Here is a 14,649-nt window from a genome sequence, read left to right on the forward strand (position 1 = left end):
CGCTTTCAAGCATTTTCTTTTCGTTCTTGGTACTGTATTGTTTTTTCAAGGTTCGCCGCGTTTTTTGCGGCTTATTTATAATACCAAACTCCCTCCCCCATGTCAACTCCTTTTTTTATCTTTTTTGTTTTTTTTATTCAGGATGTGTTTATATAGTTAAATTACCTTTATTTAAGCGAAAAAATGATTTATATAATTTTACGTTTGATCCTGTTTTTTTGTCTCGATTCAAAATTATTTGTGGCTTTTTTACTTTTTTATAAAATGCCATATACTGACAATCTCCCACATCCACAAATAAAAAAGGACTGTTACGACGTCTTCGCCCTAACAGTCCTTTATTCATATATTCATAATAAATTTTTTACTTTACCGTTTTTCTGAGGTCTACACCAAGCTGGTAAGCCGCTGCAAGTTCCTCTTCGTTCGGGTTGAGCTTCGCCTTTGCTTCGCCAACCACCTTCACGCCAAGATCGGTCAGCCGCTCGCTCATATACTTGCAGGCCTCCCCGCTCCACGCATAGGTGCCAAATACTGCCGCGTGCTTTCCCTTGACCACATAAGAGCAAAGGGAAGTCATTACATCCCATACGGGCTTTAACACATCCCTGTTGAGCGTTGGCGATCCAAGCGCAAACGCATCCGCATTATGGATTTTTGCGGCAACTTCCGACGCAGCAATCTTGGAAACATCCTCGATTTCTACCTCCACGCCATCCTGATCCGCTCCTTCATACAGCTTTTCGGCAAGCTTTGCCGTATAGCCGTAGCATGTAACATATCCGATATAAATCTTTTTCGGATCGTTGATCGTGGGCATGGACCAATTTTCGTAACGCTTCACAGCGCCCCACGGATCCTGACGCAAAACCGGACCGTGAGACGGGCCGATCACATCAATTTTCAGGTTCCGGATCTTTTCAACCGCCTGCAAAACATAGCTTTTGAACGGCGACATAATCACATCGAAATAATATTTCTGGGAAGCGATCATATTCGCGTCAAGCTTTGTAAGGTCGTCGAATATCTGGCCTGCCGAATAGTGGACCCCGAATACGTCGCCTGAAGACAGGAACGCATCCTCCTTCACATACGTAAAAATGGAATCCGGCCAGTGTAAATAAGGCGCTGAAATAAACTCAATCGTCTTATTGCCAAGGTCAAGCGTTACTCCGTCGCCCGCAACAATACATTCGAAATCCCTGTTAATGATCTCTTTGATGAACGTTTTTGCAGGACGCGAGCATACAACCACTGCGTTTGGAGCCGCATCCATCAGCTTAACCAAGGCGCCCGAATGGTCAGGCTCTGTGTGATTACATATAATGTAGTCAATTTTCTTCGGATCGACAACCGCGCTGATGCGCTCCAGCTGTTCTTCCGAGAATCCCTGTTTTACAGCGTCAACTACCGCAATCTTTTCACTTCCCTGAATCAAATACGAATTATAGGAAGTTCCCCATTCGGTTCTCATGATTACGTCGAAAATACGCAGATCAGGATTCTGAACACCTACCCACCAGATGCCGTCCGTTATTTTTGTCGGTGCTGCTGTCATACATACCCCTCCGTCTTATTCTTTCTCGAATGCCGATTTATCGGCTCCGCAAACAGGGCATACCCAGTCATTGGAAATATCGTCAAACTTTGTTCCTGGCGCAACGCCGTTATCCGGATCGCCCACCTCGGGATCGTAAACATAGCCACAGATTGTGCATACATATTTTTCCATTTGTTTTGTTCTCCTTTAGTAATTGATTTATAATGCGGAACAATCGTCCCTTATTTATCTGCAAGATACGCGTTCAGCTTTGTTTCCAGAGCATCCGCGTCAATTCCATGGACGGCACAAGCCTGTTCCAGATTCTCAAAATGCGCAGCCGCGCAACCAAGGCAGCCCATTCCGGCTTCCATAAAGATATCCGCGCAGCCTTCGTCTACCTGGATAATATCCATGATGTTCATATCCTTCGTTACTTTTTTTGCCATTGATTTTTACCTCTTTCCCTCAATCATTAATTACTGCTTTTTTATCGATCTCTAAAATATATAAATTATCATATATATTCATAAATAACCGTTCCCCAAATTGGCTAAACGTTTTTTTACGCGCCAAACGTCACAATAAGTTCCGGCGAACCGTTTTCCCGGATGAACCGGACAAATTCCTGCGCGCTGTGAATACCGTCCGGGAGCATCACGCCTCCCCGGCCGACGTCCTCTTCACTGTGCGCATCGCTTCCGCCGATCATGAGCAGATCATGCTCCGCCGCAAATTCGATCGCAAGCTTATTGCGCGAAAAATGCCTCGGGTGCGTATTGACGATCTCTATTCCGTCATAGCAGACAGGCTCTACCGGCGTAAGGCCATAGCGGTACGGGTGCGCCTGGAATACGAGAAAACCGTTCTCGTGCATTTTCCTGTAAAAATCCTGAAAGCTGAGCCGGTACAGGTATGGCTCGTCATATAAGAATTCCCGAGTGAATCCATACACCAGAAAATCGCTTCCAAGCCCGCTTTCCTGATCGATGCCAAGGGCGACCTCCATCCCCGGAAGCACGGTAATGCCCGTTCCCTCCGCCGCCTTGAGCGCATGCTCGTAGCCATTCCAGAAATAATCGATTTTTTCCTTCCACGATTTCCGTTTGAGCTTCGGTACCTCAAATACCTCCGGGTGATAATGATCTGTCGTAAATACATAACGGTATCCCGCTTCCTGATATCCATTGATCAGGTATCTGGCAGGTATCCGCGAGCACGGGCTGACTTCCTTCGTGTGACAATGCAATTCCGCCTGATAATATTTCAATATGCCACCTCCGCATTCTTACACTCCTATCATAGTATATTAATACCTCCCGTGCAACGCAAAACTTGATATATCGCAGCTTTTTTTTAATAAAATACACCTGTGGCAATTTGATATATTTTATTTTCCCGTTGCTTTTCTTTGCTTCCAACGCATGCGATTTTGCGAAGGAAGCAGGCGGTATGTAATACTTCCATACATAGAAACATTGCAGCATGAAAATTTTTGCAGAATATGTCCAATATATCATTTTGATATCCATAAGCGTAAAAATGAGCGGCAACCAACACACAATTTGATGAAAAAACACTCCGCATATGTTATGATATTAATAGTATTGGGCTGCTATCCTGAGAGCGAGCAGTCTGACATAATTTCAGAAATCGTATTTTTATCAAAAAATCAAAGGGGTTATTATGCAAAATCATTATTATTTTTATCTTTCTCCAAACAACAACCCGCATCACACGCTCGCAGTGGAAGAATATATGATGAACCATGTGAGCCCTGGCGATGTAATTCTTTACCTTTATATCCATTCTGATTCCATTATTATTGGAAAAAACCAGAATGCCTGGGCAGAATGCCGTCACGAACAACTGGGGGCGGACGGCGGGATTCTTGCGCGCAGGGTGTCCGGCGGCGGAGCAGTGTTCCACGATATGGAAAACCTCAACTTTTCCTTTATTGTCGGACGCGAGACTTACGACCTGCACCGCCAACTCAAGGTCATGCTGGACGCGGCAAAAATGTTTGGTATAGATGCTGAATTTTCCGGCAGGAACGATATTCTGGCGGACGGCAGGAAATTCTCCGGCAATGCGTTTTGTTTCCGCAAAAACGGCGCGTTTCACCACGGTACAATCCTCATCAATACGGATATGACAAAATTATCCAAATATTTAGCGGTACCAAAAGATAAAATTGAATCCAAGGGCATCGCGTCCGTACGTTCCCGTGTCGTAAACCTTGCAGAGCTCAATCCCCAGATCACACCCGAAAGCATGACTCAGGCGCTCAAAAAATCCTTTGCCGCAGAATATGGGGAGCCGCAGGAATATCCCTTCACGCAGGAAGCATGGGACGAAATCGCAAAAATCGAAGAACGCAATGCAGGATGGGACTGGCTATTCGGCCAGACGCCGCAGTTTGACATCACCATCAAAACACGTTTTGCCTGGGGCGGAATTGAGCTTTTACTCAAAACCAAGGATGCGGTCATTGAAGACGCTACGCTTTATTCAGACGCAATGGATGCGGACTTTATGGCTTCCATCCCCAATGCACTGAAAGGGAGCGTATTCCGCAGCCAGGAGCTGGCAGAACGCCTCCGCAGCCTTCCTGAAACCGAAGAACAAAAGCAGATCACGGACGATATTGCGGCATACATTGTCGAGCAGGGATATTAAATAATCCAGAACACAGGCAGCCATACCGGTTCATTGCGGGTATGGCTGTTTTTTTTGCGTCTTCTACTTTATAAAAAAACGATACTCGGTTATTGACCGGCAGATTTCGTTCTTTCCAAGGATACACGATGGAAAATGATCGTGATGCACACTGTCCGGATACAGCTGCGTTTCAAAGCAGCAGGCGCTTCTTGCCCCATAACGTTTCCCCCGCTTTCCCCTGACTCCTGCAAGTGCGTTCGCAGTATAAAACTGCATTCCGGGCCTGTCTGTAAAAACCTCCATCACAAGACCGCTTCCCGGCGCTTCAAGCCGTGCGGCGCGGCGCAGTCCCCTGCCCCTCAGCACAAAATTATGGTCGTATCCGCCGCACAGCTTCATCTGGCGCGCTTTGCTATTAATCATCCCTCCAATCCGGTGCGTTTCCCTGAAATCAAACGGCGTATTTTCCACCTTTAAAACTTCTCCTGTTGGAATCAGGTTCTCATCGACCGGCGTATAATAGTCGGCTTCCATGAAAAGCCTGTGATCTTCGATGCGCCCGCCGCCATCCAAATTGAAATAGGAATGGTTTGTAAGGTTCAATACGGTATCCGCATCCGAACGCGCCCCGTATTCAAGGCGAAGCGCATTTTCCTCCGTAAGGCTCATTGTTACGCACACATCCACTGCCCCCGGGAATCCCCCTTCCCCGTCAGGGCTTCTGTACGTAAAGAATAACCTGTCTCCTTCCCCTGTTTTCCCCTCCCATACAGCCCGGTGAAATCCAAATGTTCCGCTATGTAACAAATTGATTCCGTTTTCATTACATGGAATATGGTATTTTTCCTTTCCAACCGCAAAGCTTCCTCCGGCGATGCGATTTGCGCAGCGCCCGATGGTCGCCCCCAAAAATGGTTGTTCTGCAAAATATTCCTGCGGCGTATCAAAACCGAGCACCACGTCCTGAAGCATTCCATGTACATCCGGAATTTCAAGGGACATGATCGCGGCCCCATAATTGGTCGCCTTTAAGCGCATACCGTTTTTATTTGCAATCCTGTAAATGTAAACCTCTTTTCCGTTTTTTTTGCACACTCTTTCTGTTGTTGCCATCGTATTTTCCTTTCCAAAGGAAAAGCGGCGCATATGCGCGCCGCTTTTCCCATTTGTATTGTGAACCTACCTTATGAGGTGGCTTTCGCACCCATATTGTTTGTATCCTGAATTTTCCGGTAAAACCCATGCAGCTCTTTGAGGGATTGTTCATATAGCTTTTGGAAGGGTTTGTATTTTTCATACATATCCTGATTCGGGGCATACTCCGCAGCAACTTTTGCATGTGCTTTTGCCGTATCTTTAAGGTCCGGAAATATGCCAACCGCATTTCCCGCGAGCAGCGCTCCGCCCCACATTGCCGCATCATCCCTGTGGAGCACCTGATAAGCCTTTCCTGTCACATCTGCGTTCATCTGCATCCAGAACGCAGATTTTGCGCCGCCTCCGATTGCCCTGACCTCTTTTTTGCGGTATTCAGGATACAGCTTTTCTATTGTGTCAATCGTAAGATTGAAATCATATGTAAAGCTCTCCAGCAGCGCTTTATAAAAATGCTCCCTCCCGTGACTCCAGTCGTGCCCCATCCACATTCCGCGCAGCGCTCCGTCAAGCGGCATAGAGCTTCCTCCCAAAAGTCCAATCGCCATAAGCCCGCCGCATCCCGGAGGTATATTCCGCATATCCCGCTCCAGCCTGCAAAACGCTTCTGATAGCTCTTCCCCGTCGCGCCGTGCAAACGTATTTACAAACCAGTCAAGCGTAATCCCTGAACCAGCTACAAACTTTGTCGCAAAAAAGCATCCTGGTACTGCGGATGGCAGGCAATCGATTCTGCCCGTCTGTAAATCGGGCCTGTAATCCGGTACACAGCAACTGATCTCCCCGTAAGAACCAGCCTCAAAAATCATATCCCCGGGCGATACCGCGCCGCTTCCGAGCGCGCCCGCCATCTTGTCCCCCGCGCCGGAAACAAGCGGCACACCTTCTCTAAGGCCGGTATACTCTGCCATTTTTCTGGAAAGGTTGGCGCATATGGTATTGGATGAAACGATGCGCGGCAGGTATTTGGTATCGAGCCCGATCCTGTCGCAAATGCGCTCCGACCATGCTCCCTTCCCAATATCTGCAAGGCCCGTCCATGTCGTGTAGGTCGTATCGATCACCGCATCCTCGACAGGCATTCCGGAAAGCTTTCCAATCAGATATCCGCTGATCATCAGGTATTTCCTGATCTTTTTGCTTTCCTCCGGAAATTCCTTTTTGAACCATTCAAATTTAGGCGCCATCTGCGGAGCATTTGTGCCGCTGGTCTGAAGGAATTCTCTCTTCAGCTCCTTCATTTGGCGCTGCGCATACGGCATATACCGGCTGTCAAGCGAGCACGACCATGTGGTGATATCATTCCATTCATGATCCACCCCCATAAACCCGGACATCTGGCCTGTAAAAGCGATTGCCGCTATGTTTTTCACCCTGCCTCCAAGCTCATCGCATACCTTTTTCATACAGGAAACCGCGGAAGTTACCAGATCGTCTCCCCTCTGGATAAAGATGCCGGGCTTTGGCCTCTCATCCCTGACCGGCTCTGTCCTGAGCGCTACGCAGGCGCTGTCCATATCATACACGCCGGTTTTTATGAAACTCGTTCCGAGATCCACCGACATCAATAGAACCTCTTCCATATTTGTTTCTCCTATTTTACCAAGAGAACATACTCCCAAAGGGGCCGTATGTTCTCCTGGCGTCGTTTCTATTTTGGTGTGTTTGTTACCTTAAACCTCGATACACTCGATATCGAGTACATCGCACAGCATACGCAGCCTTCTCATATGGTCGCCTGTAAACATCACCTGATGATGCGTGCCTCCATATTTCAGCCAGTCGTTCATTGACGCACGGATTCCCTGATCCGGTTTAAAAAACGAATAATTCATCGGAATCCCGGGGATTTCTTCCGTATCAAGCACCTCGCCCTTTGAAATCAGCATCCTGTAACGGCTGCCTTCCACAGGCACCAGCGTTGCCATCGTCGTCTCTCCCGGCTGTGCGCTGTAAATCGGCGTGGGCGGGTTTTCCATATCCCCAATGTCCAGCGGACGGTCAATCAGCTTTATGGGCCTGTCCTTACGGGCGATTTTCCAGTTTCCTTCTCCCATATGGCTCATCAGCGCCGCATCGCGTACGTAATCGAGCGAATACATCTCGGTGAAATGCGGATCGCCGATCAAAAGGTGTCCTATCACGGTAAGCAGCATCGCGTGCACGTCCCCCTCCGCCGAATAACCATAGCCCTTGGCAAGCAGGTTTGACGCGCCCAGTATCGGCAGCTGCCGGAGCCTTGCGCCGTCATCGTGGTAAATGGTAAAGTTTGGCGTAAACGCCTCATACCCTTTTTTGACCATGAATTTTTCAAAGGCAATCTGCAGCCGGGCCGCGTAACGGTGCGATTCCTTCGGCAGGTTCGGCATAATCTCAAAATTCTTCGCATCCTCTGCTACCTGCTCGTCCACTTCCTCTTTTGTTACTTTTTCAAATTCCTCCACCACAAGCCCGATTGACTCGTAATCGATTTCCATTCCAAATTTTTGGAAATATGCCACTTCGTCCCCAAGGATGTCGCCCATGCCCTGCATTTTGTTAAATACAGCTCCCTTGACGGACTTCAGACGTTTTTTGGTGTAAGCCGCCGCAGCCCAGTCCTCTACAAAGTCCTTGAACGCCTTCGTATGCCAATCCTCTGTAATAATCGTTGGCTTTACGCCAAGGCGCATCAGCATATTTGCCGTATCCTGTGAGCCGTGAATGCCCTGGTTGGTTGTCAGCAGGCTCCAGTTCCAGTCCTGCGTTACCTCGGCAAGCGGCTGGATGTTTGCGATCAGCACCGGCAGCCTGTTGTCTTTCATTGCCTGTACCACGCGCATTCCCGGCGAATACAGCAGGTTCAGGGATATAATTCCATCATAATCCTTATCGTTAAACGTTTTTACGATGCGTTCGATTCCATCCCGGTCCTTTGCAATCTCCGGAAAATCGATCTCCACTACATCATCCAGATAAGCGGTCAGCTCCTTTACAAATTTTGTCTGGTTTTCCGGTATTTCCGGCTGCGACTCGTCATAAAGCCCCTGCATGATTCCTAAAAGGCCAACCTTTGGTTTCATTTTCTGCAACATCGTTTTTCTCCTTATGTTTAATTTCCTTTTTTCCTGTGTGAAAGCTGGTCGATCGTTACTGCCAGTATCAAAATCGCCCCGCTGATAAGGTCCTGCCAATATACCGATACGCTCATCAGCACAAGGCCATTGTTGATAATATTGAGCAATATCACGCCGAGGATCGAGCCGAATACCGTGCCCTCCCCGCCCGTCAGGCTCGCGCCGCCGATCACGCACGCCGATATCACGCGCATCTCCGTTCCCACGCCCGCGTTTGGAGCCGCCACATTAAAGCGCGAAAGTGACAGCACTCCCGCAATGCCTGCGAGAAGCGCGCATACAATGTAAACGATCATCTTGATCTTTGCCGTATTGATGCCCGAAAGGAGCGCCGCTTTTTCATTGCTGCCTGTGTAATACACATTGCGCAGCGGCGCAGACTTGCGGAACAGGAAGTCGGCTATGACCGCTATGACGACAAAAATAATGACAAATACCGGAATCCCTGCAAGGTCTCCGCTGCCAAGCACACGGAACTCCTCAGATACGCCCGAAAGCGACAGCGGCGAACCTTCGGTCAGCACATATGCCGCGCCGCGCGCAATACTCATCATACCAAGCGTCGCGATGAGCGGGCTGAGGCCGATCTTTCCGATAAAGTATCCGTTGAATAAGCCGCACAGCAGCGCTACTCCAAGGGCAATGAGTGCAGCCAGCCAGATATTGACTCCAAAAAAGATATACAGCGCACCGGCAGTTACCATCGATAGCCCCATCACAGAACCAACCGAGAGGTCTATTCCGCCAATCACGAGAACCATTGTCATTCCAATCGCAATAATTCCATCCGCAGATAGCCCCAGCGCTGTTGTCGAAAGGTTTGCGCTTGTCAGGAAATACGGCGAAATGATACTCAGGATTACTGTGATGCCAATGATCAGGAAAATAACCGAGGTTTCCCTGAAAGCAAACAGCTTTTTGAATGTATTTGCGTTTTTTTGATTTTGAAGTGTTCTTTCTTCCATTTTTCTCCCCCTTAGCTTGCGGCTGTTTTCTGCTGCGCGCCCGATGCGTACACGATAATATTTTCTTCGCTCAGGTCGCTGCCCGAAAGCTCCCCGCTGATTTTCCCCTCGTGCATCACGACCACCCTGTCCGCAACGCCTATGATTTCCGGCAGCTCTGAAGAAATGATGATCACGCCAATCCCTTCGTTTGCAAGCTTACGCAGCATTTTATGGATTTCTGATTTTGCGCCCACGTCGATTCCGCGCGTCGGTTCGTCCATAATGAGAAGCTGGGGATTGGTCGCAAGCCATTTGCCGATCATCACCTTTTGCTGGTTGCCGCCTGAAAGGCTTTTTACCTTTTGCTGGTTTGAAGCAATCTTGATTTCAAGGTCTCCCACATACCGGTCGCACAGCTTTCCCTGCTTTGCCTTGTCGATGGTAAGCCCGGACCTTATATTGTCTACCTTTGCCGCCGCAATATTCTCCTCAATGGTCATATCAAGGAACAGCCCCTGCGATTTGCGGTCCTCCGTAAGATATGCAAACCCGTGCGATATCGCTTCTTTATAGTCCTGGTTTTTGACCGTCTGCCCTTTAAAAATAATTTCACCGTCATCCTTTTGGTCGATTCCGCACATGGCCCGCATGACCTCCGTACGCCCAGCGCCCACCAGTCCGTAAAAGCCGAGCACCTCGCCCTTTTTGAGCGCGAAGGAAACGTCCTCAAATACGCCCCTGCTCGTGAGCCCATTCACCTTCAGAATCACTTCGCCGGTTTGCGCCGCCTTTTCCGGATACAGGTTTTCTATATTGCGCCCTACCATCATCCGTACAACCTGGTCCGGCGTTACGTCTTTCACTTCCACACTGTCTACAAAGCAGCCGTCCCGTATGACAGTGATCGAATCGCACATCTCGAATATTTCTTCCATACGGTGGCTGATATAAAGGATGCTCACCCCCTGCTCCTTGATTTCCTTTAATATCTGGAACAGCACCACCGTTTCCGCTTCCGTAATGGATGAAGTCGGCTCGTCGAGTATCAATAATTTGCAGTCGAGCGCAAGCGCTTTTGCAATCTCGATAATCTGTTGCTGTGCAACCGTAAGGTCCTTTACAAGGTCGTCCGGCCCAAAATCCGCATGGAATTTCTGCAGATAGCGTTTGGCATTCTCATGCAGCGCACGCGCGTCCGTAAGCTTCATTCCCTTGCGCGGCAGCCTTCCCATAAAAATATTTTCGCTTACCTTCAGGTGAGAGCACAGGCTCAGCTCCTGGTGCACAAAACCGATCCCCACATCCTGCGCTGCCTTTGGCGTCAAAAATTGCACCTTCTCACCCATAAATATAATTTCCCCTTCATCCGGCTGCATCAGCCCGGAAATCACATTCATGAGCGTTGATTTGCCCGCCCCGTTCTCTCCTACGATCGCGTGCGCTTCCCCTTTGTGCACTTTGAAATGCACCTGATTGAGCGCGAGCGTGCCGGGGAATTTTTTTGTAATATCCTTTACTTCCAAAATAATCTCGTCATGTGACATAGCGTTCCCCCATTTCGTCATCCTTGTTTTGTATCCGGCTTCGATTCTGTCGAAGCCGGATACAAAGGAAATCAAACCTATTTTTCCATGTAGAAGGAATCCGCATTATCCTTCGTTACAATGCTTACGCCTGTATCGACCGTAGTCGGCAGTGGGCTGATGCCTTTTTCCTTCCAGCCTTCCACTGGATTAGCATGGTTATTGTGCAGGTCATACAGGAATTCAAACGACCAGAAGCCCATATTGTAGGTGCCCTGTGCAATCGTCGCCTGGATCGTGCCCTCCTTAATCATATCGAGCGTCGCAGAATCCGTATCAAAGCTTACAACCTGGATCGCGCCTTCCTTGCCCGCTTCCTTGACAGCCGTACCCGCGCCTACTCCTGCGGTGGAGTCCGTGCAGAAGATTCCCTTCATATTGGGATTTGCCTGTAGCATTCCCGCCGTTACCTTCGCGCCTTCCGCCTGGTCGAGATTACCGTTTACAGTCTGTACCACCTTCATATTTGGATAATTGGCCTCGATTGTTTCTTTAAAGCCGTTTGCGCGTTCCTCCAAGTTCAGCAGGCCCGGCACCTGCAGTATCCCGACTTCTCCCTGTTCGCCGCATAGTTCTGCGATAGCCTTTGCCGCTTCTACGCCCGCCGCATAGTTACCGGTGGCAAGGAAGGAGTAGCGTCCGCTGTCAGGAGAATCCGAGTCGAACGTCACCACTGGAATACCCTGATCTATCGCCTTCTGGATCGGATCCTTCAGCCCCTCCGGATTCACGCACGTTACCGCAATGCCCGCAGGGTTTTTGGCGATGACCTGCTCCAAAACGGTAACCTCCTGGTTTACGTCGTTTGTATTCGCGCCCGTATATTCGGTTTTTGCTCCATATTTGGCCGCCGCGCTTTCAAAACCGTTATAACAGCCCTTCCAATACTCGATCCCCGAAGAGAACGTAACCATATAGTAGACGTCGTCCGGATTTGCCGCAGACACAGCCTGTGTTCCCTCATCTCCTGCGGATGCGGCAGGCGCGTTTGCGGAAGTGCCGCTGCAACCAGCCAGCATAGCCGCCGTTAACAATAAAGCTACGATAACCATCAAATTTTTTTTCATTTTTTCTCCCTCTTTCATTACTTTTTTATAGGATTTCATTCTTGTGAATGAAACTTATGATCTTCGATTACGTCCGTTATTGAAACGTTATTACCGCCTTCATAACGCCCTTTGTGCGAATATCTTCAAATGCGTCCCCAATCCTGCAAAGCGGGTACCGCTGCGAGATATATTTTCCTGCATCGATTTTGCCGCCGGACATCCATGCGAGCACCTTTCTGTTTTGTTTTGGCGTTGATGCGTGCACCCCATATATACCAAGCTCTTTATAGTGGATGATATTGCTGTCCAAAAAACCTGTTCCTTCCCCCGGAAGTCCGCCAAACAGGCTGATCCTTCCGCGTTTTGCAATGATGCTTTGCGCGTCGCGCTGTGCCGCGCCTGCAGAGCACGCAACAATCGCAACATCGGCTCCACAGCCTTCCGTCAGCTCCAGCACGCTGTGCCGCGTATTCCCTTCAACCGCAAAAATCTGCGGTATCAGTTCCTTTGCAGCCTGTCTGCGCGTTTCGTTTGGTTCGATCATCATCACCTTTTCCGCCCCTGCTGCCAAGGCAAGCTCAGCGTGCATACATCCGATAAATCCGGAACCAAATACCACAACACGTTCCCCTTCGCCAATATTCAGGAATTCCTGCGCGTTCACCACGCACGCAATCGGCTCCGCAAGCGCCGCTTGCTCATAAGGTACATTTTGGGGCACATGGTTCACATTTCCCATTTCAAAGTACCGTGCAGGTATTTCCATATATTCCGCAAAACTTCCGTCACACTGGAACCCCAGCGTTTCCAGATGATCGCACATATTCGTATGCCCCCTGCGGCACATCCTGCATTCACCGCATCCAAGCGCCGGGGCAACCGACACGATATCCCCCGGTGCAAACCCCTGCACACCCGCGCCGGCTTCGACAATCTCTCCACACATCTCGTGGCCGATTGTAGTGCCCGGGGCGATCTTTTTGCTGCCATGCAGGTATGTCCTGAAATCCGTACCGCATATGGACGACGCGAGCACCCTTATCACTGCCGCGCCTTTCCCTGCCTTTGGGCGCTCCTTCTCTACCAGTTCAAATTTTTCGTCCCTGTTAAAAATATATGCCAGCATATTGTCAACCCTTCCCTTCTGCCTTTGTTATTTTTCCAACCGCGTTCACGTGCACTCATTTTGCAAAAAAATTTCCTTTGAGATGCTAATATTACCTTTTTTCCAACTTTTGCCATGTATCAGGTGTGGCCAAGAATGATGCGGAAACTTTTTCTGTACTTCATTCGGCTTGCGTTCACGTGCACTCAAAAGATTAAACAAAGTACCGCCTTTTCGATTGCCTGGAAAAAGCCTGTTTTCATGCGTTATTCATTTTTTTGCTGTCATTTCTGGAGTCTGGTTAAAAATCTATCGTTACTTGCTTTTCAATATTTATAGAGCGGGTACCCATCCACACTGGGCCGTTCGCTGAGCAATATCCCCAGCCTGGTGTACAGATGTTCCTTCTCAGGCATTTTACCGTCCGTGAGATACCGCGATAATATTTTCAGTGAGTAATAGCCTTGCGCGTGCGGATCCTGGTGGATTGCCGCATAAATCACATTTTTTTGCATCAGCTCTTCTATTTCGTCATTTACGTCAAAACCGATCGCCTTTATAACGTCCTGTTTCCCGCAATCAAGTATTGCCCTTGCGGAGGCTTCAAGTCCCGTCGTTGTGGTCAAAAATACGCCCGCAAGCTGTGGGTAATCGATTGTCAGCCGTTTGGTGATCTGGTAGGCTTCTTCCTTGTCCTCAAAATACTCGTAGGTGCCAATCAGCTCAATCTGCGGAAAGCTTTCCTTCATGACGCTGATAAAGCCCTCTGCGCGCTCGCGCAGCCCGGAAGCCTGTGGAAACCCTGAGAGGATTGCCACCTGTCCCTTTTTCGCAAGAAACTTTCCCATCAGCTCTGCAGCCACCCTGCCCGCCATCATGGAGTCCTCGCCCACAAAGCAAAGCCTCTTGCTGTCCGGCAGATCGTTATTGAGCGCAACCACCGGCATCCCGGCCTCAACCGCAGCGTCCACATGGGGGCGCAAAAGAACCGGGTTTGCGGGTATGATCAGCATTCCGTCATACTTTTCCTGTATCGCTTTTTCAAACAGCTCGATCTGCCCGCATACGTCGTTGACAGCCTTGGTATGGTAATAGGTAACGCTTACGCCAAAATCCTTCAGTTCCTTTTCCGCATCCCTGATGCCCTGCTCGATCTTTCCAAAAAAGTACTCGGGTATGCTCGGCAGAATCGCTACAATACGGATGTCCTTTTGCAACACCAGCGTACGCGCAAGCTTATTGGGCTTGTAGCCAATCCTCTCTGCGGTTTCCAGAACCCTGCGTTTTGTTTCTTCGCTGATCCTTCCGGCGTTATTAAGCGCCCGATAGACCGTTCCTCTGGAAATACCAAGCAAATCCGCAATATCTTGTGATGTATGTCTTTTTTGCATAAACCGTATCCTTTACGCAGCTTCCATTCAGAGTTGCCTGCTTTATTTTTCGTTGTGTGCTCGTGAACGCAATTCATTAAAAAATATATTTATAAAGTATCA

The 14,649-nt window shown here is 49.0% G+C and carries 13 protein-coding genes; 1 reads left to right on the forward strand and 12 read right to left on the reverse strand.

The genetic code is table 11. The annotated features are described in order from the left end of the window. Positions 1 to 364 precede the first annotated feature (364 nt). The 4 genes from CHK_RS02130 to CHK_RS02140 all read right to left on the reverse strand — a co-directional run bounded on the left by CHK_RS02130 (position 365) and on the right by CHK_RS02140 (position 2,810). On the reverse strand, positions 365 to 1,558 hold the full coding sequence (locus CHK_RS02130; protein ID WP_046442394.1) for an FprA family A-type flavoprotein: 1,194 nt from the start codon (positions 1,556 to 1,558) through the stop codon (positions 365 to 367). 15 nt (positions 1,559 to 1,573) lie between these two features. After that, a complete protein-coding gene (gene rd, locus CHK_RS15970; RefSeq protein ID WP_059109614.1) occupies positions 1,574 to 1,732 on the reverse strand; it encodes a rubredoxin in 159 nt (52 codons plus the stop codon). Between the two features lie 50 nt (positions 1,733 to 1,782). After that, entirely contained in the window at positions 1,783 to 1,989 is a 207-nt protein-coding gene (locus CHK_RS02135; RefSeq protein ID WP_046442395.1) for a DUF1858 domain-containing protein, read from the reverse strand. A gap of 116 nt (positions 1,990 to 2,105) precedes the next feature. Then, positions 2,106 to 2,810: a PHP domain-containing protein gene (locus CHK_RS02140; protein ID WP_046442396.1), complete on the reverse strand. Its 705-nt coding sequence runs from the start codon at positions 2,808 to 2,810 to the stop codon at positions 2,106 to 2,108. A gap of 416 nt (positions 2,811 to 3,226) precedes the next feature. Between CHK_RS02140 and CHK_RS02145 the strand changes: the two genes are divergently transcribed. Next, positions 3,227 to 4,219: a lipoate--protein ligase gene (locus CHK_RS02145; protein ID WP_046442397.1), complete on the forward strand. Its 993-nt coding sequence runs from the start codon at positions 3,227 to 3,229 to the stop codon at positions 4,217 to 4,219. Between the two features lie 63 nt (positions 4,220 to 4,282). Here CHK_RS02145 and CHK_RS02150 read toward each other — a convergent pair whose 3' ends face one another. The 8 genes from CHK_RS02150 to CHK_RS02185 all read right to left on the reverse strand — a co-directional run bounded on the left by CHK_RS02150 (position 4,283) and on the right by CHK_RS02185 (position 14,547). Further along, positions 4,283 to 5,314 (reverse strand): aldose epimerase family protein, encoded by a 1,032-nt coding sequence (locus tag CHK_RS02150; RefSeq protein ID WP_046442427.1) that lies wholly within the window; start codon positions 5,312 to 5,314, stop codon positions 4,283 to 4,285. Positions 5,315 to 5,385: 71 nt separating this feature from the next. Continuing rightward, positions 5,386 to 6,939: a xylulokinase gene (locus CHK_RS02155; protein ID WP_046442398.1), complete on the reverse strand. Its 1,554-nt coding sequence runs from the start codon at positions 6,937 to 6,939 to the stop codon at positions 5,386 to 5,388. 90 nt (positions 6,940 to 7,029) lie between these two features. Beyond that, entirely contained in the window at positions 7,030 to 8,430 is a 1,401-nt protein-coding gene (locus CHK_RS02160; RefSeq protein WP_046442399.1) for an L-fucose/L-arabinose isomerase family protein, read from the reverse strand. Between the two features lie 17 nt (positions 8,431 to 8,447). Continuing rightward, positions 8,448 to 9,437: an ABC transporter permease gene (locus tag CHK_RS02165; RefSeq protein WP_046442400.1), complete on the reverse strand. Its 990-nt coding sequence runs from the start codon at positions 9,435 to 9,437 to the stop codon at positions 8,448 to 8,450. An 11-nt stretch (positions 9,438 to 9,448) separates the two neighbouring features. Then, the gene (locus CHK_RS02170; RefSeq protein ID WP_046442428.1) at positions 9,449 to 10,963 is read right to left on the reverse strand and encodes a sugar ABC transporter ATP-binding protein; all 1,515 of its coding nucleotides are present in this window, start codon (positions 10,961 to 10,963) and stop codon (positions 9,449 to 9,451) included. A gap of 77 nt (positions 10,964 to 11,040) precedes the next feature. After that, a complete protein-coding gene (locus CHK_RS02175) occupies positions 11,041 to 12,069 on the reverse strand; it encodes a substrate-binding domain-containing protein (protein WP_046442429.1) in 1,029 nt (342 codons plus the stop codon). Between the two features lie 76 nt (positions 12,070 to 12,145). Continuing rightward, positions 12,146 to 13,177, reverse strand: coding sequence for an alcohol dehydrogenase catalytic domain-containing protein (locus CHK_RS02180; RefSeq protein WP_046442401.1), 1,032 nt, complete (start codon positions 13,175 to 13,177; stop codon positions 12,146 to 12,148). 305 nt (positions 13,178 to 13,482) lie between these two features. Next, positions 13,483 to 14,547, reverse strand: a complete 1,065-nt coding sequence (locus tag CHK_RS02185) for a LacI family DNA-binding transcriptional regulator (RefSeq protein ID WP_046442402.1) — start codon at positions 14,545 to 14,547, stop codon at positions 13,483 to 13,485. Between the last annotated feature and the right edge of the window lie 102 nt (positions 14,548 to 14,649).

Origin of the sequence: Christensenella hongkongensis (assembly GCF_000981035.1) — a bacterium.
Taxonomy (GTDB): Bacteria; Bacillota; Clostridia; order Christensenellales; family Christensenellaceae; genus Christensenella; species Christensenella hongkongensis.

Excerpts from the sequence above, each read along its gene's own strand:
- CHK_RS02130 (WP_046442394.1), bottom strand. The coding sequence starts at position 1,558 with ATGACAGCAGCACCGACAAAAATAACGGACGGCATCTGGTGGGTAGGT.
- rd (WP_059109614.1), bottom strand. The coding sequence starts at position 1,732 with ATGGAAAAATATGTATGCACAATCTGTGGCTATGTTTACGATCCCGAG.
- CHK_RS02135 (WP_046442395.1), bottom strand. The coding sequence starts at position 1,989 with ATGGCAAAAAAAGTAACGAAGGATATGAACATCATGGATATTATCCAG.
- CHK_RS02145 (WP_046442397.1), top strand. The coding sequence starts at position 3,227 with ATGCAAAATCATTATTATTTTTATCTTTCTCCAAACAACAACCCGCAT.
- CHK_RS02150 (WP_046442427.1), bottom strand. The coding sequence starts at position 5,314 with ATGGCAACAACAGAAAGAGTGTGCAAAAAAAACGGAAAAGAGGTTTAC.
- CHK_RS02155 (WP_046442398.1), bottom strand. The coding sequence starts at position 6,939 with ATGGAAGAGGTTCTATTGATGTCGGTGGATCTCGGAACGAGTTTCATA.
- CHK_RS02160 (WP_046442399.1), bottom strand. The coding sequence starts at position 8,430 with ATGTTGCAGAAAATGAAACCAAAGGTTGGCCTTTTAGGAATCATGCAG.
- CHK_RS02165 (WP_046442400.1), bottom strand. The coding sequence starts at position 9,437 with ATGGAAGAAAGAACACTTCAAAATCAAAAAAACGCAAATACATTCAAA.
- CHK_RS02170 (WP_046442428.1), bottom strand. The coding sequence starts at position 10,963 with ATGTCACATGACGAGATTATTTTGGAAGTAAAGGATATTACAAAAAAA.
- CHK_RS02175 (WP_046442429.1), bottom strand. The coding sequence starts at position 12,069 with ATGAAAAAAAATTTGATGGTTATCGTAGCTTTATTGTTAACGGCGGCT.
- CHK_RS02180 (WP_046442401.1), bottom strand. The coding sequence starts at position 13,177 with ATGCTGGCATATATTTTTAACAGGGACGAAAAATTTGAACTGGTAGAG.
- CHK_RS02185 (WP_046442402.1), bottom strand. The coding sequence starts at position 14,547 with ATGCAAAAAAGACATACATCACAAGATATTGCGGATTTGCTTGGTATT.